The organism is Methylocystis sp. SC2 (assembly GCF_000304315.1).
Classification (GTDB): domain Bacteria; phylum Pseudomonadota; class Alphaproteobacteria; order Rhizobiales; family Beijerinckiaceae; genus Methylocystis.
The window spans coordinates 1,082,390-1,104,245 of the sequence record NC_018485.1 but is presented as its reverse complement, the minus strand read 5'-3'; the positions used below and the strand labels follow the sequence as shown (position 1 = coordinate 1,104,245).

Here is a 21,856-nt window from a genome sequence, read left to right as displayed (position 1 = left end):
CCTGCAAGCATTAAGAGCGCGCGCGGCGGCGTTGGCGGCCGGAAGGTTGACACTGTCGGCGGCGCTCTCTAAGTCACCAGCCGTTCGCGCGCGCTCTGCGCGGCGCGCCGTTGGGGGATAGTTCAACGGTAGAACAGCGGACTCTGACTCCGTTAATCTTGGTTCGAATCCAGGTCCCCCAGCCAGACTCGCTTCGCGACTTGCCCTTGCGCCTGTTCAGAATCGGCGGCGACAGTCGCGATTTCCGAGACCCAAAGGCCGGCGGAAGATTGCGGCCGCATCGCCGATCCCAAGCAGCATGAAGCTCAGCGAAGCGCCATCATTCGCGCGTTACCGCATTGCGACGGCGCTCGCCGGATGGCCGACGTCGAGCCGTCCGTAACGCAGCCGACGAGGTTCCGGCCATCCTTGCGGTTGCCGCGATGGGTCCCGGCGCGGATGCGGCCCGGAAGGGAACCCTCGCCGCGTCCAGGGGTTGGTTTCGTTAGGCGCCGCAGTCCCCGTGGAGCGAACAGGAGCAGGCAGAATGTCGACAGGACAAAGCAGTGGAACCGGGGCGAGGACCGAACTGGACGATGAAAAGGTGAGGAAGAACGAAATCCTCAGCAATCGCGACAAGGCGCAAAGACGACCCGGACAGAGCTTGGACAGCAAAGGCGTTCAGGTCGACGAATACAAGGACAATCCGGCCAATCGCCGCCCGTCGCGCGACGGTGGACTTCAACCTGACATCAAGTCAGCCGCCGAGAAGACGAAGGAGCCGTCGCCCAGGACCGACAGGCCAGAGCAGACGGGCGATTCCGAGCAAGTCGACCGGCCCGGTTTCGATTTGGGCGGATCGACCGGCGAGACGCAGGGAGGCAAAGGTCTGGGGCTCGGCGCCGATGCGCTGAAAACCCGAAAGGGGCGCTTGCCAAGATAGCGCGGTCGTGAAGCCGCGAGCCGAAGCGCGCGAACGTCATAGAGAACTTGCCGGAAATCGCTCGGCGCGAGGCGATTCAGTTCGAGCAAATCGGACGGAAGCTGATTTTTAGTTGGTTGGCTCGGTGGTCAGCGAACGCTGCGCAACATCTGCGCTGACCTAACCGGCGCCAGGCGTCCGGCAGGCTCAGCGCTGCGCTCCCATGGAGCGCCGATGTTCACTCGACAGGGTCCTGAACGAGGCCAGGCCGAGGGCGTCGCCATGATCTCCTCACCCAACATTATCAGTATTGCGTTGACGCGGGAGCTTCCGCCGCTTGCGATTGCTGCGCAGAAATTTGCGAATCACCAATGAAATCGTTAGCAATCGCATCTGTGCGGATGAGCAACAATGCAGGCGCTTATTTTATAAGGGACATCATATGGCTAGAGGAAAACCGGTGAAGGCCGCGAGCAGGAAGGTCAGCAAGGCTGAGCCTGCCGCCATTCGGCCTATCAAAGAGACATTTACGAAATCGGCTCTCATCAACCGGATCGCCGAGGAAAATGACATTCCTCGCAAGACCGCGGTGGGCGTCTATGCGACGTTGGAGAATGTGTTTCTCGGGTCAGTTCACCCGCGCGGCGTGGGCGAATTCACCCTGCCGGGCCTTCTGAAAGCGACCCTTCGCAAGGTGCCGGCGCGCAAGGCGGGGACGTTGGTGCGCAATCCTGCGACGGGCGAGATGGTCAAAGCCGCCGCCAAGCCCGCAAGCGTGCGCGTCAAAATCCGGCCGCTCGCCAAACTGAAGTCGGCGGCGACGAAGTAGAGCGTCATCGACAAGGTCGTCGCGTTGTGCCGGCGCGGCGCCGTTGGGGGATAGTTCAACGGTAGAACAGCGGACTCTGACTCCGTTAATCTTGGTTCGAATCCAGGTCCCCCAGCCAAGAATTTCCATAATTTGGCGCGCCAAGCATGGTTTCTGCCGCGACGTTCCCTGAAGGGGATTTGATCCGCTCCACGTCGGGCCATGACCGATTTCATCGGACTGGCGGTTCAGGTCGGAGGCTTCGCGGACGATGCATTACGATGCGCTCTTGGCCGCCCTCGTCGCAGGAGTCGTCACGCTCCTCGCCTTCCTTTTTTGGCCAGCGGTGGCGGATCAGCTCCCGGAACTGGCTCTGGCGGCGGTCGTCTATCTTTTCGTGCTGCTCGTCGGCGCCTGGATCTTCAACGCCTGGCGTCGAATGCGGCGCAAATAGACGGTTGACCGGGCAAATCGTCGATGGGCGGTCGCCAAGCTTCGCTTTCCCACTTGACAGCGGTCAGTAAACCTACTCTTAACGGCTCGCCATTTAGATCGCGATCTTTCTCAGGCGAACGGGTTCATGCGCTTCTTCAAAAACCTCCCAAGCTTTGCCGCGCCGCTCGTCGGCGTCACGGTTGCGCTCGCCCTGTGCATCGTCGTCTTCGCTTTGTCCTTGGCCGGGATCGATCCAAGCCTCGATTAAGCGGCTCAGAACGCCAACAGCCTATTCGATAGCGGTTTCGACGACGTCCGCTTCTACTTCTTCCAGCACCGCCTCGATTCTGTCTTCTTCCTCATCGGCCGGCGAGTCTTCCTCCTCGTCAGCCGTTGACAAGAGGACATCGTCGACAATCGGCGCGATGACCGGCGCGACTGGCGCCGACCTGGCGAAAGAATGGTAAGCCGGTCGCCTCGCCGCCGAACGCAAGACCTCGACGACTTGAAAGACCGCGGCGCATTTCGGGCAGACGATCGGCGCGCGATTGAGATCGTAAAAAGCAGTTGCGCACGTCAGGCATCGGCGCTTCACGCCGAGTTCAGCTTTGGCCATTGAGTCTATCCCTTCGGAGTTCGGACTGCGGGCGCTGGCGCGCGGCAGAATGTTTGTATCGCCCCCGGGGACGACTCGGCGCGAGGCGTCTCTCCGCCAGTTCAGTGGCTATGGAGTGTTAGCACGGCGGAGAAGATCGGCTGACAATATTTCGAGGCGCGCCGCGAAGTTCGCAGAAACCGCCATTAATAATTGGGGATGCGATCATCGAAATACAAGGCGGCGGCCGGTCCGCCACAGGGTCAGCGCCGTCGACACCGCAAACGCGACACGGTTCGCAGCCGGAACAGGCATAAATCTGAATCGGAGCATGCCGAGACCGCCGGTTCGGACACCGGCGGCCACGGAGAAGACGATGCGAGTCTGCGATGCTTACACCGTCAAGCGGCGCGCGCGCGACCTCTCAGGGCGCGCGCATAAAGTTCAGCAGGGTGGCGCTCAGGCTACCGCCCGTGAACACGATCGTCGCGCCAAGGGCGAGCAATGCGACAAGGTTAAGGGTCAGATCATTCGCCGCGCCCGCTATTGCGAGAACCCCGAGCACGATCACGGCCAAACCCGCGAGCGCCTGAATGCCTGCTGAGCCAAAGGCCATCTCGCTCGCGAGAATTTCACCGGCGCCAGCGCCAGCTTGATTGCGGCTCTTCAGCGATTCCTGGCTGAGCACATGCAGTTGCCACACGGCGTTGCTGCTCAGAACCAGGGCCGAGCCGAACGCGATCGCGGCGACCGGCGTCAGTGTAGCAGGCTCAATGCCGAGCAGCGAAAGCACGCCAAGAACAATGCCGGCCGCGCCGGCGAGGAAGACGACCGACAGGCTGCTGCCGCCAAATCCCTCGACGCTCGTGGTTCTTGACCCTGCCGGAAAGATAATCTGGGCATATTCGGACAGCATGGTTCCGCCTTGGATCAACAAGGCGGCGCCAAAGACGACCGTGGCGATTGACGCCATCATCGGGGCGTTCACGCCCGATAATCCGACGATGGCGATAACGACGGTGGCTAGACCGCCAATCGCATCGATCAGGCCCCCATACGCCGCCGTTTCGCGGAATGTCGACTCCCGAGAACTAATGGACATGACAGTGCCTCCAGAATTGCGATATCGCCACACGAGCAAGAGCGCGCGCAATTCCACATAGCGCGGGATTCACCCAGTCAAGATCTACAGCGCGTTACGCCGCTCAAGCTCAAAGGCAGCTCTTTTGAGAGCAGCAAGCCAAGTCATAGCCCGCGCCAGGACGCTTCAATCTGCGCGTCACACGCGCGGAGTCGGCGGCCGTCGCGAAGTGGCGCGCATAAAGCTGAGAAGGATGGCGTTCAGGCCGCCGCCCTTCAGCACGAGCGCGGAGCCGAGAATGAGAAGCGCTACGAGGTTGAACGTAAGGTCATTCCTGGTCCCCGCCGCGGCAAGAACGCCGAGCACGACTGCGGCGAAGCCGCCAAAGATCTGAATGCCGGCGGAATCAAAAGCCATTTGGCTTGCAAGAATGTCTCGCGAAGACTCCTCGCCCTTGGACGCGCGTCTGACGACATTGAGATGCCACGCAGAGACGCTGCTCAAGACCAGCGCGCTCCCGAACAGGATTGACGCGATTGGCGTCAGCACCGCCGAGTCGAAGTCCAGCAGCGAAAGCACGCCCAGAGCGATGCCGCCGGCGCCAAGCAGAATAACCGCCGACCGGCTGCCGGCGGCAAAACCGTTGATCGAAGGCCTGCCGCTGAGCAGAGCCGAACATATGGCGTACTCAGACATCATGCCGTTGCCCTGGATCAAGAGCGTGACGCCGAACACAATTGTCGCGATCACGGCCATGATCGGCGCCTGGAGGCCGATGAGTCCGAAAACAGCGAGGATGACGGTTGCTACGCCGCCAACATCATCGATCAAGCCGCCCCGTCTGCTGGCGCGCTCGGGAAAAGTGGAGTCGCCGACCGTTATCGACATGTTCGCCTCTCAACTTCGATGCCCCCAAAAGACAAGATCTAATTAGCGGCCGTTTGCCGCCGGCAAAGATCCCCGCCGAGCGCGCAAACTTTGGAAGCGAAAAAAGTCAAAGTCCGAAGGGGATTCGCATCGCGGCGCGCAAATCGCGAGGCTTCCGCGATAGGATTGAGCGAATGCTTTGGAATGCGCCGTCGCGCTCATGCTCGACGCTCGATCGCGTCGATCTCCACCCCGATACGGGCGGTCGCCGCTACGCGCCCTCTCGCGGGGCTCGGCGTTCGTCGCCGCGCCGCTCAGGCGGCGAGCGACGCGCGCCAAACGTCCGCCCCAGTTCAAGAGGCGAGCGCGCTGCGCGCATGGCGGGCGCGCCGTACTATGAGGCGGGGGTCAGTCGAGAGCCTTACCGCCTGCCTCCTGGCAGGCTGCGGCCGTCTCCTTAAAGACCCAGCCCTGGCCCTTGCAGGCGTTCATGCCCTTGCACGCGTTTTTGGGCGAGTGACAGTCGGCCTTGCCCTTACAGCTATTGACGCCGAGGCAATGCACTTTGCCGGTCGACGCCGCCTTTGCGGGCGGCGCAGCGCCAGCGAGAACGATGGAAACAGCGGCAACGGCCAGCGTCGCACCCTTGCGCACATCATTTTTCATTTTTCCTCCTCTCGCCTTCGGACTCTTCTCGAAGGTTGTCGGCATGCTTCGCCCTGTCGTGGAAAGCAAGCATGACCTGAAGATAATGGCAACCAAAGGAGAACTTCGCGAAAGTCGGAGATATGCGCCGCCGCGTGCGACGCAGAGCGTCCTTTCACTCAACAAACTCGTGTTCGGAGCTGAATTGCTTGACATTTAGGTATGATACTATATGAAATTGTTCATACTAGAGCGCTTTCCGATCACATGGAATCATGTGATCGAAAGGAATCGCTCAAAATCAAAACGTTGGAGCAGGTTCTCATCGAAAAAGTCTGTCAACTTTTTCGGAACCTGCTCTTGGCCGGGCGGCGTTAAACGCCTCAGATTCGCGCGCAGACGGCGGCGCTGCAAAGCGTGGCGAACTTCAGCCAAGCGCGCGCGAGGTGAGGGCGCAATTCGCGGGAAGGCGAAATGTGGAGCGGAGAAACATGGCTCCTGACCGTTGCGACATGGGCGATCGTCGCGATTGGCGGCATGGTCTATTTGCTCGTCGAGCGGCGGCGCGAGTAGAAGTGATGTCCTCGCAAGGGATGCGCCGGCGCTGACCGCATTCAGCGCCGCGAGGCCAGCGCGAGGCGTCATGAGGCCAGCGCCATGAGGCCGAAGCTTCGGTCGCCTGCAAAGCCGACCGCTTCCTTGGCTTGGCGCATTTGATGGCGCGTGACGTCAGACTGGGCGTCGCCTGAACGCCGCGGCTTCTGTTGACAGGGCCGCCTGAAACGGCTGGGATCGGATGCGATGAGGCGCGAAGGCGCTGGCGGACCGTAGTTAACGCAATGATCGAGAGAACGATCGAAGCCCGCCCCAACAGAGGGGCGGCGTCGCCGCCGCGTATCGGGCGTCGGCGCGACGTCGCACGCAAGGTCTTTCTGCAGATTCACCGAACCATCGGCCTCTTCGTCGGGGCCGTGTTCGTTTTGGTCGGGCTCAGCGGCGCGGTTCTGGCGTTTCGCGAGGATATCGACGAACTGCTGAACGCTTCAATCATGCGCGTCGATACGCCCGCGCAGGCTTCTTACCGCTCGCCGGACGACATTCTCGGCGCCGCCTTCGCGGCGATGCCGGCGGACGGCAAGGCGGAGAGACTGACGATGCCGCGCCATCCGGGCTCGGCGGCGGCGATAACCTATATGGTCGAGACGGACGATCTTGAGACCGACGTATATCAGTTGTTCGTCGATCCCTACACGGCGAAGGTCACTGGGCGGCGCCTTTATCAGCATCGCGGCGCGTCGTTTTCGCAGCCGCTCATTCCGTTTCTCATGACCTTTCATTGGACGTTGCTGCTTGGATTCAACAACGCCTATGTCCTCGGTTCGCTCGCCATACTTGTTTTCTTTTCCATCCTCGTCGGACTTTATCTGTGGTTCCCGCTCAATGGCGATTGGCGACTGGGACTGAAAATCAAATGGGGCGCCAGCGCCGAAAGATTTGCCTATGACGTGCACCGCAGCGTCGGCATTTATTGCGCCGCCATATTGTTGATCATGTTATCCACTGGCATCGCCATGATCTTCAAGCCGGCGACGCGGTCGGTGACGACCTTGTTTTCTCCGGTGCGTCCCAAAATTGATTTTGGAAAATCGACGCCGCTTCCGGGCCAATCGCCGATTGGCGTCGGCGCGGCGGTTGCGGCCGCCGACGAAATCTTTCCGGATGGCAGGCTCCACTGGATTCTTCTGCCAAGCGCGCCAAGCGGCGTTTATGTCGTCGGCAAGCAATCGGACGAGGAGCCCAACCGGACCAAGACAAGCAGAAATGTCAGCGTCGACCAGTACAGCGGCCGAGTCCTGCAGGTGCAGGATCGCAATGGCTTCACCGCCGGCGAGAAATTTCTGGAATGGCTATTCCCGCTGCATTCGGGCGAAGCTTTCGGCGCCGTCGGACGTTCGATCGTTCTATGTATCGGGCTGACGCCGCTTGCGCTTTACGTCACCGGCTTTCTGAGATGGCGACACAGGCGCCGCGCGCAAAGGCGTGCGAGATATTGAAAACCGCGCGCCGGTTCGCTTTGCAAAGCCCTGATCATTGCCCGACGGAAATCGGCATCTCGATGGTGTCTTCGGCGTTCTTCGCTTCGCCAAAGGCGAGCTTCAGCAGGTATTTGCCCCTGTGAGCGACGTTCGCGTCCAAAGTCACAAAGCCGCTTGAGCGGGGCCGAGGCGGCAGCGCATTGATCTGCTTAAGACCGCCATCCGTATCGACTTGATAGAAGGAAAGCGCGACGGATTCGTTTCTCGCGTCTTTTTCCATGAGGGTGATGGAAAAAATCACCTTTCCCGTTCCGGGCACGCGATCGCAATATTCGGCATATTTGCTCAAATCGTCCGTCGCCCCGCCGGCGCTCTCTTCGGAGTCCGGCAGGAAATATGTCGTGAGGTGCACGGAATAGAAATCGCTGACCCCAAGACATTCCGAAATCGTGCGATCGCCCGCCTTCATCGCAGGCTTTAGCGTATGCGCCTTCCAAAAGTCGTCCACATATTGATTGAGGGCCGGACCCCATAGACGATAGGAAAACGCCGCGCCGTTGACGCCAATCAGCAGCACGATGCCTGCGAAAACCAGTGCGTTCAGACGGCCAGGACTCATCGCTTTCCGTTTCCTTTCCTTACGCCGAAGAGCGGCTTTCGCCTCATCGCCCGATCATAACCGCCGCTGCGCCCTCGCGCCTTCGAGACGCGCTGCGCTCTCGCCGGCGCGCCTCAAGGACGCGCATCACGGACGCACCTCGAATTCCCAGGCGCCGCTGACGAGATGCCCGTCAGCCGAAAGCGCCCTGTAGCGCACGGTGTATTTGCCGGGAGTCAACCGGTTCACGCCCACCGACACATGGCTTGGATCCGCGCTATCGATCGCCGCGTCGCGCTTGTCGACCCTTTCGCCCGATGCGCTCACCACCGCCAATGCGGCGAAGGCGTCGCGAATGCCGGCGTCGTACCACACATCCACTTTTCCGATGTCTTCGGCGCCGACGCCGCCTTGCGCGGGGGAGGTGCGGACGACGATCGCATGCGCCAGAATGATCGCCGGGCGTTGCGGCTCTCGCGGCGGGCGCGACGGGCCGGTGAGATTGATCGTCGGGGCAGGGCTAAGCTGTTGATCGCGACCTGAGGAATCAGAGACAGATCCGTACGCCGTGGCGGGCGCAGGCGTCGCGCCGACGGACAGGATCGCCCCAGCCAACGATAGCAGGCGCGCATGCCGGTCGACCGACATCCAGGTAGGGCCTTTTCGACGGGAGACTCTTGCCTGTCCGCTCTTCGTCATGGGGCGAAGTCCGAATCCGATAGTCATTTCCGAGCCCGCTCGCGCGCAAAGAATGCGTGCGCCGCAAGTCGCCGATCGCTCATTTTGTCACAGACTCGACCAGCGACGCCATTCCGCTGCGGCGCCAAAATCGTATCGCATTGCGTTCGGCGCTCCTCGCGCAAGGCTGCCGCGCTGATGGACTTGAGCTTGCCCTTCCGCCTCGATATGCATCTTTTTTACGAAGTGCATACGCCGCAGGCGCGCGGCGCGTCAAGGGAGTCCGCCCGATGGTGTGGTTGCTGAACGGCGCGGTCGCCCTCGTTGTGGCGTTTCTCACAAGTGCGCCGGCGCAGGCCCATACGGCGAATATCTCCAGCAGCCGCATCGTGCCGGAAGGGCGCGGTCTTTATCGCGTCGAGGTCGGCTTTCTGGGAACTGACATCGAGCGCATGTTCGCCGAGAACAAACCGAAGAGCGACGAGGTCGATCTCACCGAGCCCGGCGTGATCGAGGGCATGATCGGCAAATTCATTCAGGCGCGCGTCGATCTGCGGAATGCGGAAGGTCGGACCTGCGCGAGCACGGTCGTTTCGGTCGGCGATGATCCGACTAATCCTTATGACTCGAAAGTTGTGCTGCGGATGGACTGCAGCGCGGTTCAAGGACAGATTTTTTACAATCCGTTCAGACTTCTTGATGCGCAGGGTCCGCGCGCGAAACAACTCGTCAGCATCGGGGAGAAGGGCGATGAATCCCATCTGACCGAGGCGCAGCGCATGGGCCGGGAGCCGGCGCCCGGGCAGGTGATGATCTATCCCGGCGACCCGATGATCGATCTTTCCAAGCCGCTGCTCACGCCTTGGGAGCTTGCGCCGAAATTTTTATCCGCCGGCGTCGAGCACATCGTGACGGGCTATGATCATCTGTGCTTCCTGATCGCCGTGATGCTGTGGGCGACGCGCATCTGGCCCGTCGTCAAGATTGTGACGGCGTTCACAGTGTCGCATTCGGTGACGCTGTCGCTCGCGGCGCTCGAACTCGTCAATCTGCCGAGCCGTTGGGTGGAGATCGCGATCGCGCTGTCGATCATATATGTCGCCGTCGAGAACTTCTTCACGCGCAAGGTCGACGGTCGCTGGCGAGACACATTCGCGTTCGGCTTCATCCATGGCTTTGGTTTCGCGAGTGGCCTGATTGAACTCGGCGTTCCTCAGCGCGCCATCGTGCCGGCGCTGGCGAGCTTCAACATTGGCGTCGAAGTCGGTCAGATCGGCGTCGTGCTCATCGTTCTCCCCTTACTTCTAATGACGGATAAGATTTTCTCGCGCGGTCAGCGCGATCCACTGCTCGTACAGGTCTGCTCAGCGATTATCGCGTGCTTTGGCGCCTATTGGTTTTTTGTGCGCGTTTCCGAGCTGGGCTAGCGATTATTCAGGCTCCGGGTTCGGCTGAATTGAAGAACTGCTTCGACTAAACTCTGTTTTTAAAGCGAAACCGCCCGTAAAAGCGGGCTGGATGACGATGCTCGGAAACGCTGAATACCTGGGCCGGCAAGACAGAATGGCTCCGGAGCGGCCAAGGATGCTCAAATCACGCCGATGGACTTTCAATTTTTTAATGTTTAGTTCAAGTGCGCCGGGGTGGGGCGCTAGGCGCGGGCGATTGTGGGAACCGCCAGCGTTGGCGAACCCTTTGCCTTGCGAAAGCCGCGGGATGAGGCGGCGCTTCGGAAATCTGGTTTTATCGGAGGAAATCTTATGAGGAAGCTGATATTTGCGCTTGCCGCGGCGGGAGCGCTCGCGCCTTCGCTGTCCAACGCGCAGGTCAAGATCGACATGACCCGCATCACCTGCGGGGAATTGTTGGCGATGCCGGCCGACGATCAAGCAGACTTCGGCGCCTTTATGGCCGGCTGGTTCGCACAGAAAAGCGGCCGAACCTTTATCGACGTGAATTTATTCCGGAAAAACTCCGCCAGCGTGAAGAGCTGGTGCGCTTCCAATCCGAATGAATCGGTCATGGCGGGTCTGCAGCGCGCTTTTGAGCAGAAGTAACAGGAACGGGGAACCACCATGAATCGCCAACTTATTTTCGCAGGCGCTCTCGCCGCGGTCGCCCTCGCCGTTCCGGCCAGCGCGCAGGTCATGATCGAAATGTCGGAAATCACCTGCAAGCAGTTCGCCGAATATGACGCGGACACCCAGGACTTCGTCGCCAACTGGATGCGGGGCTATTTCAACTCCAAGAACAATACCACCGTAATCGATTCGCGTTACATGAAGCGCAATACCGATAAAATCACGCATTATTGCAAGAAGAAGCCCAAGTCCTCCCTCATGGATGCGATCCAAAAGAACATCCGCTGACCTGAATGAGGCGCACGGCCAGGAGTCGGCCGTGCGCTTCGCCATTCCTTTATGAATTCATTGCTCACAGCTCCAACGCGGCAGTCCGCCGTGGTCCGGCTCTCTTTGCAGCCCGAACGTGATGCGCCGGCGCGCCGGAACCGACGTCGATCTTTAGGGTTAAGGTAGGGGCCGGCCCGCCGCTGCAGGCTCGAGCGTGAGCGCGCGCATGCGGCTCATGAACGATGCACGGCGAAGAGACGGAGGACGCCTGCGATGAACGACGCGCCTGCGCCATCGGATTCGCGCCTGCGCCGCCTGCTGTTCCACGCCGCGGCGCCCGGGCCGGCGAGCCATTCGCCCCCGCCGCGTCGATGAACTGCGCATGATGCTTCCGAGCGCAAGGGAACTCGATCGGCTCACTGCGCCCGGCGCCTTTCTGTGGGCGACGGGCGTTGAAGACACCTTCATCACCGCTCCGCATCCGCGAACCGGGCGCATGCTCGACGAATATGAGCTGACGGATCATTACCGGCGGTGGGAAGCGGATATCGCGCTGATGGCGCGCTTGGGCGTTCCTTGCGCGCGTTACGGCGCGCCCTGGCATCGCGTGCAACCGGCGCCGGCAACTTGGGATTTCAGCTTCGTCGACGCCGCGCTCGAGCGCATGCTGGAGCTTAACATCGATCCGATCGTCGATCTCGTGCATTACGGTTTGCCGCAGTGGATGGAGCACGCCTTCCTCAACGAGGACTATCCAAGGCGCGTTGCGGAATACGCGGCGCGACTCGCCGAACGGTTCCGGGGGAGGATCAGGTGGTACACGCCGCTAAATGAGCCTCGGATCACCGCATGGTATTGCGGACGTTTGGGCTGGTGGCCGCCCTACGGACGCAGCTGGCCAAGCTTCGTTGCGGTGATGCTGTCGATCTGTCGCGGCATCGTCGAGACGACCCGCGCGCTGCACGAAGTCGACCCCGATATCGTGGCGTTTCATGTCGACGCCACCGATGTTTTCGAGTCGAGCGACCCGGCGTTGGCCGAGGAGGCGGAGCGGCGTCAAAGGATCGTGTTTCTTGCGCTCGATCTCATCAGCGGGCGCGTCGATGCGCGTCATCCGCTGTGGACCTGGCTGCTCGGGCAGGGCGCGGCGGAACCCGCGTTGAACGCGTTTCGCGAACGCCCGCTTGAACTCTCTGTCATTGGGGTGAACCTTTACCCGATCTTCACGCTCAAGCGGATGTCGCGGGACCGTTTCGGGCGGCTGCGCATTCGGATGCCTTACGCCTCCGGCGCGCTGCTGACGAAGATCGGCGAGATGTATTTTGAACGTTACGGCGCGCCGATCATGATCTCGGAAACCGCGACCAAAGGTTCGGTGCGACAGCGGCAGGCCTGGCTCGCCGACTCGGTCGAGGCGGTAAAGTCGCTGCGCGCGAAGGGCGTTCCATTGGTGGGCTATACGTGGTGGCCGATGTTCGCGCTGGTGACATGGGCCTATCGTCAGGGGCTGCGGCCCCTCCACGATCATCTTTTGCAAATGGGGCTATGGGATCTCGATCCTGATCCCTCGGGGCGGCTGGACCGTGTTGAGACGCCCCTTGTCGACGCCTATCGTCGACTGACGTTCGGTGGCGCGGCTGCGGTGGGTCCGCTCGCGCCAACGCCACGGCTGTCATAGCGCAGCCTCCACGAGCGATCGGGGGAGTGAAGGCATGTTTGAGAGTTTCTTTCTGGCCGGGTTTGAAGGATCGACAGGCTTCAACCGGCACGGCGAGTGGTTCGATCAAGTCGTCGCGACAGGTCACGACGCCAATGTCGACGAAGACTACGCCGACATCGCGCGGCTGGGCTTGCACGCCGCGCGTGAGACCGTTCGTTGGCCGCTCGTCGACTGCCGCGGCCGATATGACTTCTCCTCGCTCGTACCGTTCATCGAGGCCGCAAAGCGCCACGGCGTTGGGGTGATATGGGACCTCTTTCACTATGGTTTTCCTCAGGACGTCGACCTTTGGTCCGAGGCGTTTCCCCGGCGTTTCGCCGACTACTGCTATGCGGTGGCGCGTTTCGTGGCCACGCGGATGGATGGTCGCTGCGTCTTCACGCCGATCAACGAGCCTTCGTTCATGGCCTACGCCGGCGGCGAGAAGGCGCTGTTCGCGCCCTATGGGGCTGGACGCGGCTGGGAGCTGAAGGTCGCGCTCGCGCGCGGCGCGATCGCCGGCATCAATGCGATACGCGCCGCCTGTCCCGATGCGCGCTTTGTGAATGTCGATCCCCTGTGCCGCGTCGTCTGTCCCAAGGACAGGCCGGATCTTGCTCCTCAGGCGCAGGATTTCAATGAGAGGCTGGTGTTTCAAAGCTGGGACATGCTGTGCGGGAGGCTCCTGCCCGAACTCGGCGGCAGTCCTGAACATTTGGACGTGGTCGGAATCAATTACTACTGGACCAATCAGTGGGAGTTGAACGATGCGCCCAACGCCGATGGAAACGTGCCGCCGCTTGACGACGATGATCCGCGCCGCGCGCCGCTCTCGGATCTGATTCTCTCCGTCTGGAAGCGCTACGGCCGCGACGTCATGATCACGGAGACCAGCCACGTCGGGGACAATCGTGGACCGTGGCTGTGCGAAGTGGCCAGCGCCTGCCACGCGCTCTTGCTGCAGAACGTGCCGTTACGCGGCGCATGCCTTTATCCGATCCTGGGAATGCCAGAGTGGCATGATCGCGATCTCTGGACGCCCATGGGTCTGTGGGATCCGCTCTGTCACCGCGATCCCGGCGCAGGCCGTCTTCTATGCGAGCCGATGGCCGAAGCGCTGCAAGGCGCGGCGCCGCTCGAAGCGCTTCATCAGTCGAAGCAGGAGGCTGAATGTCGCGGCGAGCCGCAGTTCAATCTTGCGCGGCGCAAGCGCTACGCCGCGCGTTGACGGCGATCCCCGCGTCGTCACTCCGCCGCTTCAGCGCGTCTCCGCGCTTGTGAGAACGCGCCGCCTGAAGAGATGAGCGCGTCATGCGCGCCGCGTTCGACGATTTGTCCTTTGCTCATGACGAAGATGCAGTCGCAATCGACGACCGACTCCAGCCGATGGGTCACGAGAATGATTGTGCGTGATCCCTTTAGTCGGTGCAGGGTTCCGATCAGCCGACGCTCCTGCTCGGGATCGAGCGCGCTCGTCGGTTCGTCAAGGACGAGAAACGGCGCGTCGGACAGCAGCGCGCGGGCGATGGCGATCCGCTGCCGCTGACCGCCGGAGAGATTCGCGCCGCCCTCGGCCAGCACGGTCTCATAGCCATGCGGCAGAGGGTGGATGAATTCGGCGGCGCCCGCTTCCTCAGCCGCTCGTTCGATGTCCGCTCGCGTTGCGCTCTGCCGGCCATAGGAGAGATTTTCTGCGATGGTCGCCGGCAGCACGAGGCTGTCTTGCGCGACGAGCGCGAAATGCGCCCTCAGCGACTCGAGCCGCACATCCCTGAAGTCGACGCCGTCCAAGCGCAGCGCCCCGCTCGTTGGATCGTAGAAGCGAAGCATGAGGCTTAGGAGCGTGCTTTTGCCGGCGCCGCTCGCGCCGACGAAGGCCACCATCTGGCGCGGGCGTATCGTCGCTGAAACGTCGGTAAGAATTTGCTTGCCGCTTCCGTAGTCAAAACTCACGCGCTCGAGCGTCAGAGTTCTCGGCTTGCTGGAAATCCAGCGGGCCGCCGGCGTATCGACGACGGTTTCCGGTTCGTCGAGCACACGAAAAACCCGTCGCGACGCGGCCTCGAAGATGCGCACTTTGGCGAAGAACTCGCTGAGCCATTTCAGCGGGTCCCAAAGCTTGCGCAAGTAGTCGACGAAAATGAGCAGCGTCCCGACGGTCATTCCGTCGGCGACGGGCGCGAGAAACTGGTCGCGGTAAACGAGCCAGCCTCCATAGCCGAGAATGATCGCGCCGCCCATGGATAGGATGCCGTCGCGCGCGAGAGGATAGAGCTGTTCCTGCCAGTTCAAACTCAGCAGCGCCTGGACGCTTCTGGAGACCGCGCCGGAGAAGCGTCTGAATTCGAACGCCTCGCGACGAAACGCCTGCGCCAAAGGCATGCGCGCCATCGCCTGCTGAATATGCGCGGTCAGATCGGCGTCGATCTGCTTAGACTCAAGCGCGCGTTTGTGGATTCTGACGCCAAATCGCCAATTGCTCCAGATCATGAAGGGGGCGACGGTAAACGCCGCGAGCGTCAAACTGACGTTTCGAGACAACAGAATAACGGTCATCACGGTGAGCGTTACGGCCGCAACGGAGGTTCCAATCACGACGTCGACGATGCCCCATGGGCCGAAGGCGTCTGTCGTCAGACGATAGATCGAATCGCCCTGCGGTCGGCTGCGGTGATAGGTGAGGCCAAGATTTTGAAGCTTGGTGAAGAGATCAAACCGCACCCGCGTCGTGCCGCGATAATTGAGGTAATAGTTGATCATCATGCGGCCCATCCAGGCCGTATATCCGACGAGTTGCAGTCCAAGCCCGATCGCGACCAGACCTGCGATCTGCCCGGGCTTGTCCTTCGGCAATAAGGCGAGGAAGTAGCTGTGTATCCAGTTGCCTTTCGGCTCGCTGGAAAGCACGGAGTCGACAAGCACCGCCAGCGGCCACGCCTCCAGGAGGCCCACGCCGACGGAGACCGCGATCATTGCGACAAGCGCGGCGATCCGCAGCCGGTCAGGTAGGAAATATGTCAGCGCCCGGCGATAAACCGCGACGTCCGACATGTCTTGCGCAGAATGCATGGCGCTATAACGCGCCAGCTCGCCTAAAGGTCTTCCCAGCCCACGGGTTCGAGCTTCGAGATCGCAGGCGCCGGACCGGCGCTTCGCGCCGCAGCCTCGATCAGACCGCCGAGCAGAGCCGCGGCGGTTGGATCTTCTCCCGGAGGATCACGGAACAGTTTGAAGGTCGCGATCACGATGCGGCCGGTGCCGTAATTGCGTCCGACCGCGATTGCGGCCGGACGATGAATCCATCCGACCACCAGCGCCGCGTGAACGCGCGCCTGAAAGTCAAGGAGATTGCAGCCGGAGATGACATGCGTCGGGATCACACGATCAAAGGCGTGATCAAGCAAAGGCCCGCCCGGAACCGCGGCGAAGGGACCCTGCCGTCGAAGCCAGGCGAAGGAGGACGCCCAGTCGCCGCGCCAGAGCGTGCCGTCGCGCGCCACCACCTTGACGTTCTGCCAGTGCGGAAAGAATGGCGTGAGCGAGCCCGGCGTTTCGGTCAGGAGAACCGCTCGGCCGCCGGCGCGCACATAGGCCGCGAGCGCGGCGGAAGCTTGCGTCTCGACGACGACGTCCGCCGTCTCGGCCCCTTCCGCCAATCCATAGCCGAGCGTCTGCAATCGATTCCGAATGTCATCCTGTGACGACCACAGCGAAAGCTCCGGCGGTCGCGGCTTCGCATGCACGGCGATGTCGATTTCATTGTTCGCGAGAAGTCGACCCTCAAGAGAGCGCAGGCGCAAGGTGAGGCGGCGCAGGCAGGAGTGCTCGACGACCGGGAGTTCCACCGAAATCGTTCCGAGATCGACCACGGCGCCGGGCGCGATCGAGGGGATCTCCAATGTCGTCGGCTCGGCGAGCATTATGTCGAGAGCCGCCGGCTCCAGCGGATTTGGCCCGCCATGCGCCACGCAGAGCGAGAGGCGAACGGCGTCGCCCGACCAATAGGCGGGTCGATCGAGCGTGGGCAGAACGACCGTATCCGCATTGATCGAGTGAAACAGATTGTGAAAAACGCGCGGGTTCGAGCGCATGTCGAGAAGGCCGTTCGCCTCCCAGTGGCAATCGGTCAGCTCGGTGATGACGTAGCCGGCGATCTGCGGCTTCCGGCGCATGGCCTCGATCTGGTATTTCAGCGCCCGATACTGTTGCCACTGCGTCGCCTCGACGAAGCTTTCAAAAGTTCCGAAGACGCGATCGAGACTCCAGTCATGAAATCGGTTGCGAACGCCATGCGCATACATGACTCCTTCGCTCCAGTCGTGGCCCGTCTCGAACCACCAGGCTTCGGCGCCGGCCGCGTCTCTCAATTTCTCGGGGTCGGGCAGCCCCCAATTGCCAAACTCCGAGCATAGCAGCGGCTCTTGTCCCGTAATGACGGCGTCGCCCTCGGGGCTGAAGAGCCAATCGGCCCTCCCGGCGAGTTCCTCGACGAACTGATCCCAGTCCTCCCGACTATCGGGAATGGCCGCATAGAAATGGAAATCAGCGAGATCGGTCTGAACGTGAAAGCTTGGCGCCAAAGGGGAATTGTCGACGACAAGCCGGGACGGATCATAGGCTTTGAGCCACAGATACAGTTTCTTCAGCCATGCCCGGTGATAGGCGTCATGGACCAGATCTACGCCCCAGTTCTCGTTGATCAGCGTCCAGCAAAAGATCGAGGGATGGTTTCCGTCGCGATCGATAAGGCCCTTCAGCGTGAGTTCCTTGCGCTCTCGCGAGAGTTCGGTCGAATCCCCGGCGTTCGGCAGCTCCGCCCAAATCAGCAGGCCAAGGCGATCGGCAACTTCATAATAGCGCGGGTCCGGCACTTTAATATGGCAGCGCAGGGCGTTCAGCCCGAGTTGCTTCGCCTTGCAGAATCTGTCCTCGAGAAATTCGACGGAGGGCAGAGTGCAGATCGTGTCGGGATAATAGTCCTGATCGAGAGCGGCGCGCAGATAGAAGGGCTTGCCGTTGAGATACAGTTTTCCGTCGCGGGTTTCGACGCTGCGGAAACCGAATGTGGTCTCGGTTTGGTCGACGACGACGTCTTGGCGCATCATCGAGACTTGCAGACGGTAGAGATAGGGACTGTCAGGCGACCAGCAGCGCGGCGCAGGCACAAACGAATATACGAGGGCGTGCTCGACGCCCGCCGCCAGTTTGGCGCAAGACTGCGCGACGACCTTATCCTCTGCGTCAAAGACCGCAATCATCACCTCGGCGGCGTCGGTGAGCGGGCTCTCGAAGCGCACATGCGCCGAAATCTCGCCGCTCGCCGGCGATGAACGCACCCGCACCGTGGTGACGTGATCGGCGATCCGCCTTTCGAGATACACGGACTGCCATATTCCCGAGAGCGGGCCGTACCAGCTCTGCTTGCCGAACGGCATTTCGGCGAAGGGCGTCGTCGGGAATTCGAATGGATCGTCAGTGGGGCTTTCCACCTTCACCTTTATCTCGGCCTTTCCATCGACGATCCGATCCGTGATGTCGAAATGAAACGGCAGGAAGCCGCCCACATGGCTGCCGACGAATGCGCCGTTAACAAACACATGGGTGATATGGAAGACCGCGCCGAAATGCAAGAAGACGCGCTGCTCCAGCCATTCTTCCGGAATCTCGACGTCTCGGCGATAGACGGCGACGCCGCCGCGCATGCGCAGATCGGCGAACTGAGCTTGCCAAGGGCTTGGGACAAGAATCGTCCGGCTCTCGGCCGGCTTGGCGCCATAGCCGAGATATTTGAAGTCCCACGACCCGTCCAGGGATATGCGCGCTGCGCTCACCTAACCTCACCTCGACCAAGAGTGCCGGCGCCGGAGCATCGATGCGTTGGTCGACTATAACAATGAGCGATCCACAGACGATTTTCTACACAGCGAACGCCCAAACGCGCAGTATTTTTATTTACGACTCAAGCTTAGCCGGACTGCGCAGCGCCGCAAAGTTGGCTCGCATCTATGACGTGAGCCTATTCGGCGGCGACTGACGCTGTAGCGAAGGCCGCGCTGTTGCGCGCCGGGATCTCCTTGTTGATCCGCCTGAACGTCGCGAGCGCCTGTCCGACCACCTGATCCATATTGTAGTAGCGGTAGGTTGCTAACCTCCCGACAAACCAGACATTCTGCTGCGCGATCGCAAGCTTTTCGTAGCGCTTGTAGATTTCGGCGTTTTCCGCGCGCGGCACGGGATAATAGGGATCGCCTTCATCGCTGGGGAACTCATAGGTCAAGCTTGTCTTAGGATGCGCCTGACCCGTGAGATGCTTATATTCCGTCACCCGCGTATAGGCCTCGGTCTGCGGATAATTGACGACGGCCACGGGTTGATGCTGCCTCTTGTCGAGCGTGACATGTTCGAAGCGCAAGGACCGATAGGGCAGCTTACCGAAGCGGAAGTTGAAATATTCATCGATCGGCCCGGTGAAAATCAGCCGCCGATAGAAAACTTCGTTGCGCACCTCCGCAAAGTCGGTCTGCAGCATGACGCTGATGTTGGGGTGGTCCACCATCCGTTCGAACATGCGCGTATAGCCGTGAAGCGGCATGAATTGATATGCATCGCCAAAATAGCGGTCGTCGTGATTGAGGCGCGTAGGCACACGCGCCGTCACGGACTTGTCCAGCTGCGACGGCTCCACGCCCCACTGCTTTTTGGTGTAGCCGCGAAAGAATTTCTCGTAGAGTTCTCGCCCCACGGTGCTGACGACGACGTCTTCAGACGTCTTGATCTCCTCGCAAGGTTCGGCGCGGCTCGCGAACCACGCCGCAAGCTGGTTGGAATCGAGGGAGAGACCATAGAGACGATTCACCGTGTCCAAGTTGATCGGGATCGGCACGAGCATGCCGTCCACATTCGCCAGCACGCGGTGCTCGTACGGGCGCCAACGCGTGAACTGAGAAAGATGCTCGAAGACCGCTTCGGAATTGGTATGAAAAATATGCGGTCCGTATTGATGCATCAGCACGCCGGCGTCGTCGTAGCGATCATAGGCGTTTCCGCCAATGTGCGGCCGACGATCGATGAGAAGGACGCGCTCGTCGCGCTGCGACGCGAGCCGTTCGGCCAGCACGCTTCCCGCGAAGCCTGCCCCGACGATAAGCCAGTCAAACAAGTTGCCCCTCCCGCGCTGATTTGGACTCGGCGCCGACGCTCGCGATGTGCAGCATCATTCTTGCCCAGGTCTTGTCCCACGACATTTCCGCAAGGTGCGCGTCGATCGAACTGAGCCAGCGCGCCTTCGGCCGCGAAAGCAACAGATCGATCTTCGCGACGAACTCTTCCGCGCTCGATGCGATTTCCACGTGCCCGGCCGCGCCGTAGGGGTTAACGACATCGGTGATGGGCGTTGAAACGACCGGCACGCCTGCAGCGAGAAACTCGGGCGTTTTCGTCGGGCTGATAAAGCGCGTCGCTTCATTCAACGCGAAGGGCATGGTTCCGACGTCCCATCCGGACAGATAGTTCGGAAGCTCCTGGTACTGCTTGCAGCCCAGCCAATGAATGTTTTCGGCGCGCGGAAGAGATTGCGGGCTGATCTTCGCGGTGGGGCCGATCATCACCAATTGCCAGTGCGGGCGCAGCGCCGCGACGCCGGCGACGATGTCCATATCCATGCGTTCATCGATCACGCCGAAGAATCCGATGCGGGGATGCGGAATCGCCCTTTGATCATCGGGGTCAAGGCGGCGCTCTCGCGCGCTCTTGAAGTGAGCGGTGTCGACGCTGCTGGGAAAAACGTGAATGTTGTCGTGACGTTTACGTTTTGATTCGTACAGACTCTGTCCGCCGACGAACATGAGATCGCATTTGGCCATCAGCTCTCGTTCGAGATCGAGAATCCCTTGCGGCGCTCCAGCGAACGCGGAAAGCTCATCCATATTGTCATAGACGCGCAGGTTCGGAGAGAGATGCCGGGTAAATTGAAGCGCCATGGGCGTATAGTACCAGCCCACCCATTGCGAAGGCCGCACCTCCGCCAGCAACGTGTCCACGACGCGGTGTTGCGCGTTCGTGATTTCGTCCGTTGAGAGGCCTTCTCGAAGAACTGGCGTCACGACAACAACGCCACAGGCTTCGTCCCTTTGGATTTTTACGCCTGCATCAACTTGAGAAAAGATGGGCTCTTCGACATAGAAGACGCCGAGATTTCTGGCTGCTCGGCTGAGGAGATGTTGTGGCCGTTGATAAACGAAGTTCCAACGAAGATGAGAGAAACAAAAAAGATGACTTGGAACTGACATCATGCCCCACCTCAAGCCTTGCCGTTTTCTTTGCTTTTCAATCTCCCTGAACAAACTCGCGTTCAGCAGCTTTGTTCCGGCATTATGAACAATTGGACAGGGTTGGCGGGGGTGCGGCGAGCGGGTCCCGCGCCGGGCGTCCGTCGGAACAGCGTCGCTGCCGGCGCGTTTATGCGGACCGTGCGAACGGCGGCTGGCGACGGCGGTGGTTCGGGGCCATTGGCGGTCATTAATGTGGGAATGGGCGTTAGGCTGGATCGCGCCAGCCGCAACAATGATCGCCGCGATGATGACGGCGGCCAACGCCGGCGCGCGCGTCACGGGCTGGGGCTTCGTCGTTTTTGCGATCGGCTCCGTCGCCTGGAGCTTGACGGCGGCCTACACGGATCAGAGCAATCTTCTGCTCACCAATCTTTTTCTTACAGTCATCAACTTGATTGGGGTGTGGCGGTGGTTAGGCAGGCAGGCGCGGCACGAGGACGGAAGCGACAAGGCCGTGCGCAAGAGCCGCCAGGCGAGCAATGCGCCCGCGCTTTTTTCCGCGTCTGCGGCCGTCGGCGCCAATGTCATAGACGCGAGCGGCGAAAAGCTTGGCGTTATCGTTGATCTGATGTTGAAGCGCGATGAGCCCGGTCTCGCCTATGTGGTCGTCGCCCAACATGGACTGGGCGGCGTCGGCGAGACGCTGCGCGCCGTCGATCCGGCGAACATCGAGTTCACGGGCGGTTTTGCGCGTAGCAAAATGTCCGGGAAGGAACTCGATGCGACGCCGGCGCTACAAGCCGACGATTGGTCGAGCGCGCTGCCGTCTACGGGGGCGGGAGACCCCGGCGCGCCAGATCGAAACTGAACATGGCCGACGCTCATCGCGCCG

Annotated in this window: 22 protein-coding genes and 2 tRNA genes; 13 read left to right on the top strand and 11 right to left on the bottom strand. The window is 61.1% G+C overall.

Annotated features, from left to right (window positions below; all coding sequences use genetic code 11):
- Positions 1-111 precede the first annotated feature (111 nt).
- The 6 genes from BN69_RS05215 (at position 112) to BN69_RS19955 (ending at position 2,412) form a co-directional block, all read left to right on the top strand.
- Positions 112-185: transfer RNA gene (locus BN69_RS05215), tRNA-Gln, on the top strand.
- Between the two features lie 341 nt (positions 186-526).
- A complete protein-coding gene (locus tag BN69_RS05210) occupies positions 527-922 on the top strand; it encodes a hypothetical protein (RefSeq protein WP_014890515.1) in 396 nt (131 codons plus the stop codon).
- Positions 923-1,343: 421 nt separating this feature from the next.
- Positions 1,344-1,730 carry an HU family DNA-binding protein gene (locus tag BN69_RS05205; protein WP_041926805.1) on the top strand — a complete coding sequence of 129 codons (387 nt, stop codon included), beginning with the start codon at positions 1,344-1,346 and terminating at the stop codon, positions 1,728-1,730.
- A 44-nt stretch (positions 1,731-1,774) separates the two neighbouring features.
- Positions 1,775-1,848 (top strand) — tRNA-Gln (locus tag BN69_RS05200).
- Positions 1,849-1,980: 132 nt separating this feature from the next.
- On the top strand, positions 1,981-2,163 hold the full coding sequence (locus BN69_RS05195) for a hypothetical protein (RefSeq protein WP_014890513.1): 183 nt from the start codon (positions 1,981-1,983) through the stop codon (positions 2,161-2,163).
- Positions 2,164-2,289: 126 nt separating this feature from the next.
- Entirely contained in the window at positions 2,290-2,412 is a 123-nt protein-coding gene (locus BN69_RS19955; RefSeq protein WP_256364808.1) for a hypothetical protein, read from the top strand.
- A 21-nt stretch (positions 2,413-2,433) separates the two neighbouring features.
- On the opposite strand, the gene BN69_RS05190 is transcribed toward BN69_RS19955, so the two are convergent.
- The 5 genes from BN69_RS05190 to BN69_RS19050 all read right to left on the bottom strand — a co-directional run bounded on the left by BN69_RS05190 (position 2,434) and on the right by BN69_RS19050 (position 5,977).
- Positions 2,434-2,760, bottom strand: coding sequence for a TIGR02300 family protein (locus BN69_RS05190; protein WP_014890512.1), 327 nt, complete (start codon positions 2,758-2,760; stop codon positions 2,434-2,436).
- A 403-nt stretch (positions 2,761-3,163) separates the two neighbouring features.
- Positions 3,164-3,841: a hypothetical protein gene (locus BN69_RS05185; protein WP_014890511.1), complete on the bottom strand. Its 678-nt coding sequence runs from the start codon at positions 3,839-3,841 to the stop codon at positions 3,164-3,166.
- A gap of 177 nt (positions 3,842-4,018) precedes the next feature.
- Positions 4,019-4,708 carry a hypothetical protein gene (locus BN69_RS05180; RefSeq protein WP_014890510.1) on the bottom strand — a complete coding sequence of 230 codons (690 nt, stop codon included), beginning with the start codon at positions 4,706-4,708 and terminating at the stop codon, positions 4,019-4,021.
- 387 nt (positions 4,709-5,095) lie between these two features.
- Positions 5,096-5,353 carry a BufA2 family periplasmic bufferin-type metallophore gene (gene bufA2 / locus BN69_RS05175; RefSeq protein WP_041927169.1) on the bottom strand — a complete coding sequence of 86 codons (258 nt, stop codon included), beginning with the start codon at positions 5,351-5,353 and terminating at the stop codon, positions 5,096-5,098.
- Positions 5,354-5,605: 252 nt separating this feature from the next.
- Positions 5,606-5,977, bottom strand: a complete 372-nt coding sequence (locus BN69_RS19050; protein ID WP_148277034.1) for a hypothetical protein — start codon at positions 5,975-5,977, stop codon at positions 5,606-5,608.
- A 194-nt stretch (positions 5,978-6,171) separates the two neighbouring features.
- On the opposite strand from BN69_RS19050, the gene BN69_RS05170 reads away from it, so the two are divergent.
- Positions 6,172-7,386, top strand: a complete 1,215-nt coding sequence (locus tag BN69_RS05170; protein ID WP_014890507.1) for a PepSY-associated TM helix domain-containing protein — start codon at positions 6,172-6,174, stop codon at positions 7,384-7,386.
- Positions 7,387-7,420: 34 nt separating this feature from the next.
- Here the strand turns inward: BN69_RS05170 and BN69_RS05165 are convergent, their stop codons facing one another.
- Together BN69_RS05165 and BN69_RS05160 are read right to left on the bottom strand one after the other, a co-directional pair.
- Positions 7,421-7,987 (bottom strand): hypothetical protein, encoded by a 567-nt coding sequence (locus tag BN69_RS05165; RefSeq protein WP_014890506.1) that lies wholly within the window; start codon positions 7,985-7,987, stop codon positions 7,421-7,423.
- 126 nt (positions 7,988-8,113) lie between these two features.
- A complete protein-coding gene (locus tag BN69_RS05160) occupies positions 8,114-8,614 on the bottom strand; it encodes a copper resistance CopC family protein (RefSeq protein WP_014890505.1) in 501 nt (166 codons plus the stop codon).
- 320 nt (positions 8,615-8,934) lie between these two features.
- Here BN69_RS05160 and BN69_RS05155 point away from each other — a divergent pair, with 320 nt between their 5' ends.
- The 5 genes from BN69_RS05155 to BN69_RS05135 all read left to right on the top strand — a co-directional run bounded on the left by BN69_RS05155 (position 8,935) and on the right by BN69_RS05135 (position 13,922).
- On the top strand, positions 8,935-10,071 hold the full coding sequence (locus BN69_RS05155) for a HupE/UreJ family protein (RefSeq protein ID WP_041926804.1): 1,137 nt from the start codon (positions 8,935-8,937) through the stop codon (positions 10,069-10,071).
- A gap of 240 nt (positions 10,072-10,311) precedes the next feature.
- Positions 10,312-10,701 (top strand): HdeA/HdeB family chaperone, encoded by a 390-nt coding sequence (locus tag BN69_RS05150; RefSeq protein WP_244435042.1) that lies wholly within the window; start codon positions 10,312-10,314, stop codon positions 10,699-10,701.
- Between the two features lie 18 nt (positions 10,702-10,719).
- On the top strand, positions 10,720-11,013 hold the full coding sequence (locus BN69_RS05145) for an HdeA/HdeB family chaperone (protein ID WP_014890502.1): 294 nt from the start codon (positions 10,720-10,722) through the stop codon (positions 11,011-11,013).
- A gap of 364 nt (positions 11,014-11,377) precedes the next feature.
- A complete protein-coding gene (locus tag BN69_RS05140) occupies positions 11,378-12,673 on the top strand; it encodes a family 1 glycosylhydrolase (protein WP_244435041.1) in 1,296 nt (431 codons plus the stop codon).
- 34 nt (positions 12,674-12,707) lie between these two features.
- The gene (locus BN69_RS05135) at positions 12,708-13,922 is read left to right on the top strand and encodes a glycoside hydrolase family 1 protein (RefSeq protein ID WP_014890500.1); all 1,215 of its coding nucleotides are present in this window, start codon (positions 12,708-12,710) and stop codon (positions 13,920-13,922) included.
- Between the two features lie 17 nt (positions 13,923-13,939).
- Here BN69_RS05135 and BN69_RS05130 read toward each other — a convergent pair whose 3' ends face one another.
- The 4 genes from BN69_RS05130 to BN69_RS19700 all read right to left on the bottom strand — a co-directional run bounded on the left by BN69_RS05130 (position 13,940) and on the right by BN69_RS19700 (position 21,285).
- Complete coding sequence (locus BN69_RS05130) at positions 13,940-15,763, bottom strand: ABC transporter ATP-binding protein (protein WP_014890499.1); 1,824 nt, start codon at positions 15,761-15,763, stop codon at positions 13,940-13,942.
- Between the two features lie 23 nt (positions 15,764-15,786).
- Complete coding sequence (locus BN69_RS05125; RefSeq protein WP_014890498.1) at positions 15,787-18,525, bottom strand: glycoside hydrolase family 2 protein; 2,739 nt, start codon at positions 18,523-18,525, stop codon at positions 15,787-15,789.
- Between the two features lie 185 nt (positions 18,526-18,710).
- Complete coding sequence (glf, locus tag BN69_RS05120; protein ID WP_014890497.1) at positions 18,711-19,853, bottom strand: UDP-galactopyranose mutase; 1,143 nt, start codon at positions 19,851-19,853, stop codon at positions 18,711-18,713.
- Positions 19,846-21,285, bottom strand: a complete 1,440-nt coding sequence (locus BN69_RS19700; protein ID WP_244435040.1) for a glycosyltransferase — start codon at positions 21,283-21,285, stop codon at positions 19,846-19,848. Before BN69_RS19700 ends, glf begins: the two co-directional genes overlap by 8 nt.
- Here BN69_RS19700 and BN69_RS05110 point away from each other — a divergent pair.
- Positions 21,269-21,832 carry a PRC-barrel domain-containing protein gene (locus tag BN69_RS05110; protein ID WP_244435039.1) on the top strand — a complete coding sequence of 188 codons (564 nt, stop codon included), beginning with the start codon at positions 21,269-21,271 and terminating at the stop codon, positions 21,830-21,832. The genes BN69_RS19700 and BN69_RS05110 overlap by 17 nt on opposite strands.
- The last annotated feature ends 24 nt before the right edge of the window (positions 21,833-21,856 follow it).

Coding starts and splice junctions, on each gene's coding strand:
- BN69_RS05130 (WP_014890499.1), bottom strand. CDS start 15,763: ATGCATTCTGCGCAAGACATGTCGGACGTCGCGGTTTATCGCCGGGCG.
- BN69_RS05190 (WP_014890512.1), bottom strand. CDS start 2,760: ATGGCCAAAGCTGAACTCGGCGTGAAGCGCCGATGCCTGACGTGCGCA.
- BN69_RS05110 (WP_244435039.1), top strand. CDS start 21,269: ATGATGACGGCGGCCAACGCCGGCGCGCGCGTCACGGGCTGGGGCTTC.
- BN69_RS05195 (WP_014890513.1), top strand. CDS start 1,981: ATGCATTACGATGCGCTCTTGGCCGCCCTCGTCGCAGGAGTCGTCACG.
- BN69_RS05205 (WP_041926805.1), top strand. CDS start 1,344: ATGGCTAGAGGAAAACCGGTGAAGGCCGCGAGCAGGAAGGTCAGCAAG.
- BN69_RS05180 (WP_014890510.1), bottom strand. CDS start 4,708: ATGTCGATAACGGTCGGCGACTCCACTTTTCCCGAGCGCGCCAGCAGA.
- BN69_RS05185 (WP_014890511.1), bottom strand. CDS start 3,841: ATGTCCATTAGTTCTCGGGAGTCGACATTCCGCGAAACGGCGGCGTAT.
- BN69_RS05135 (WP_014890500.1), top strand. CDS start 12,708: ATGTTTGAGAGTTTCTTTCTGGCCGGGTTTGAAGGATCGACAGGCTTC.
- BN69_RS05160 (WP_014890505.1), bottom strand. CDS start 8,614: ATGTCGGTCGACCGGCATGCGCGCCTGCTATCGTTGGCTGGGGCGATC.
- BN69_RS05140 (WP_244435041.1), top strand. CDS start 11,378: ATGATGCTTCCGAGCGCAAGGGAACTCGATCGGCTCACTGCGCCCGGC.
- BN69_RS05145 (WP_014890502.1), top strand. CDS start 10,720: ATGAATCGCCAACTTATTTTCGCAGGCGCTCTCGCCGCGGTCGCCCTC.
- bufA2 (WP_041927169.1), bottom strand. CDS start 5,353: ATGAAAAATGATGTGCGCAAGGGTGCGACGCTGGCCGTTGCCGCTGTT.
- BN69_RS05165 (WP_014890506.1), bottom strand. CDS start 7,987: ATGAGTCCTGGCCGTCTGAACGCACTGGTTTTCGCAGGCATCGTGCTG.
- BN69_RS05170 (WP_014890507.1), top strand. CDS start 6,172: ATGATCGAGAGAACGATCGAAGCCCGCCCCAACAGAGGGGCGGCGTCG.
- BN69_RS19955 (WP_256364808.1), top strand. CDS start 2,290: ATGCGCTTCTTCAAAAACCTCCCAAGCTTTGCCGCGCCGCTCGTCGGC.
- BN69_RS19050 (WP_148277034.1), bottom strand. CDS start 5,977: ATGACGCCTCGCGCTGGCCTCGCGGCGCTGAATGCGGTCAGCGCCGGC.
- BN69_RS05155 (WP_041926804.1), top strand. CDS start 8,935: ATGGTGTGGTTGCTGAACGGCGCGGTCGCCCTCGTTGTGGCGTTTCTC.
- BN69_RS05210 (WP_014890515.1), top strand. CDS start 527: ATGTCGACAGGACAAAGCAGTGGAACCGGGGCGAGGACCGAACTGGAC.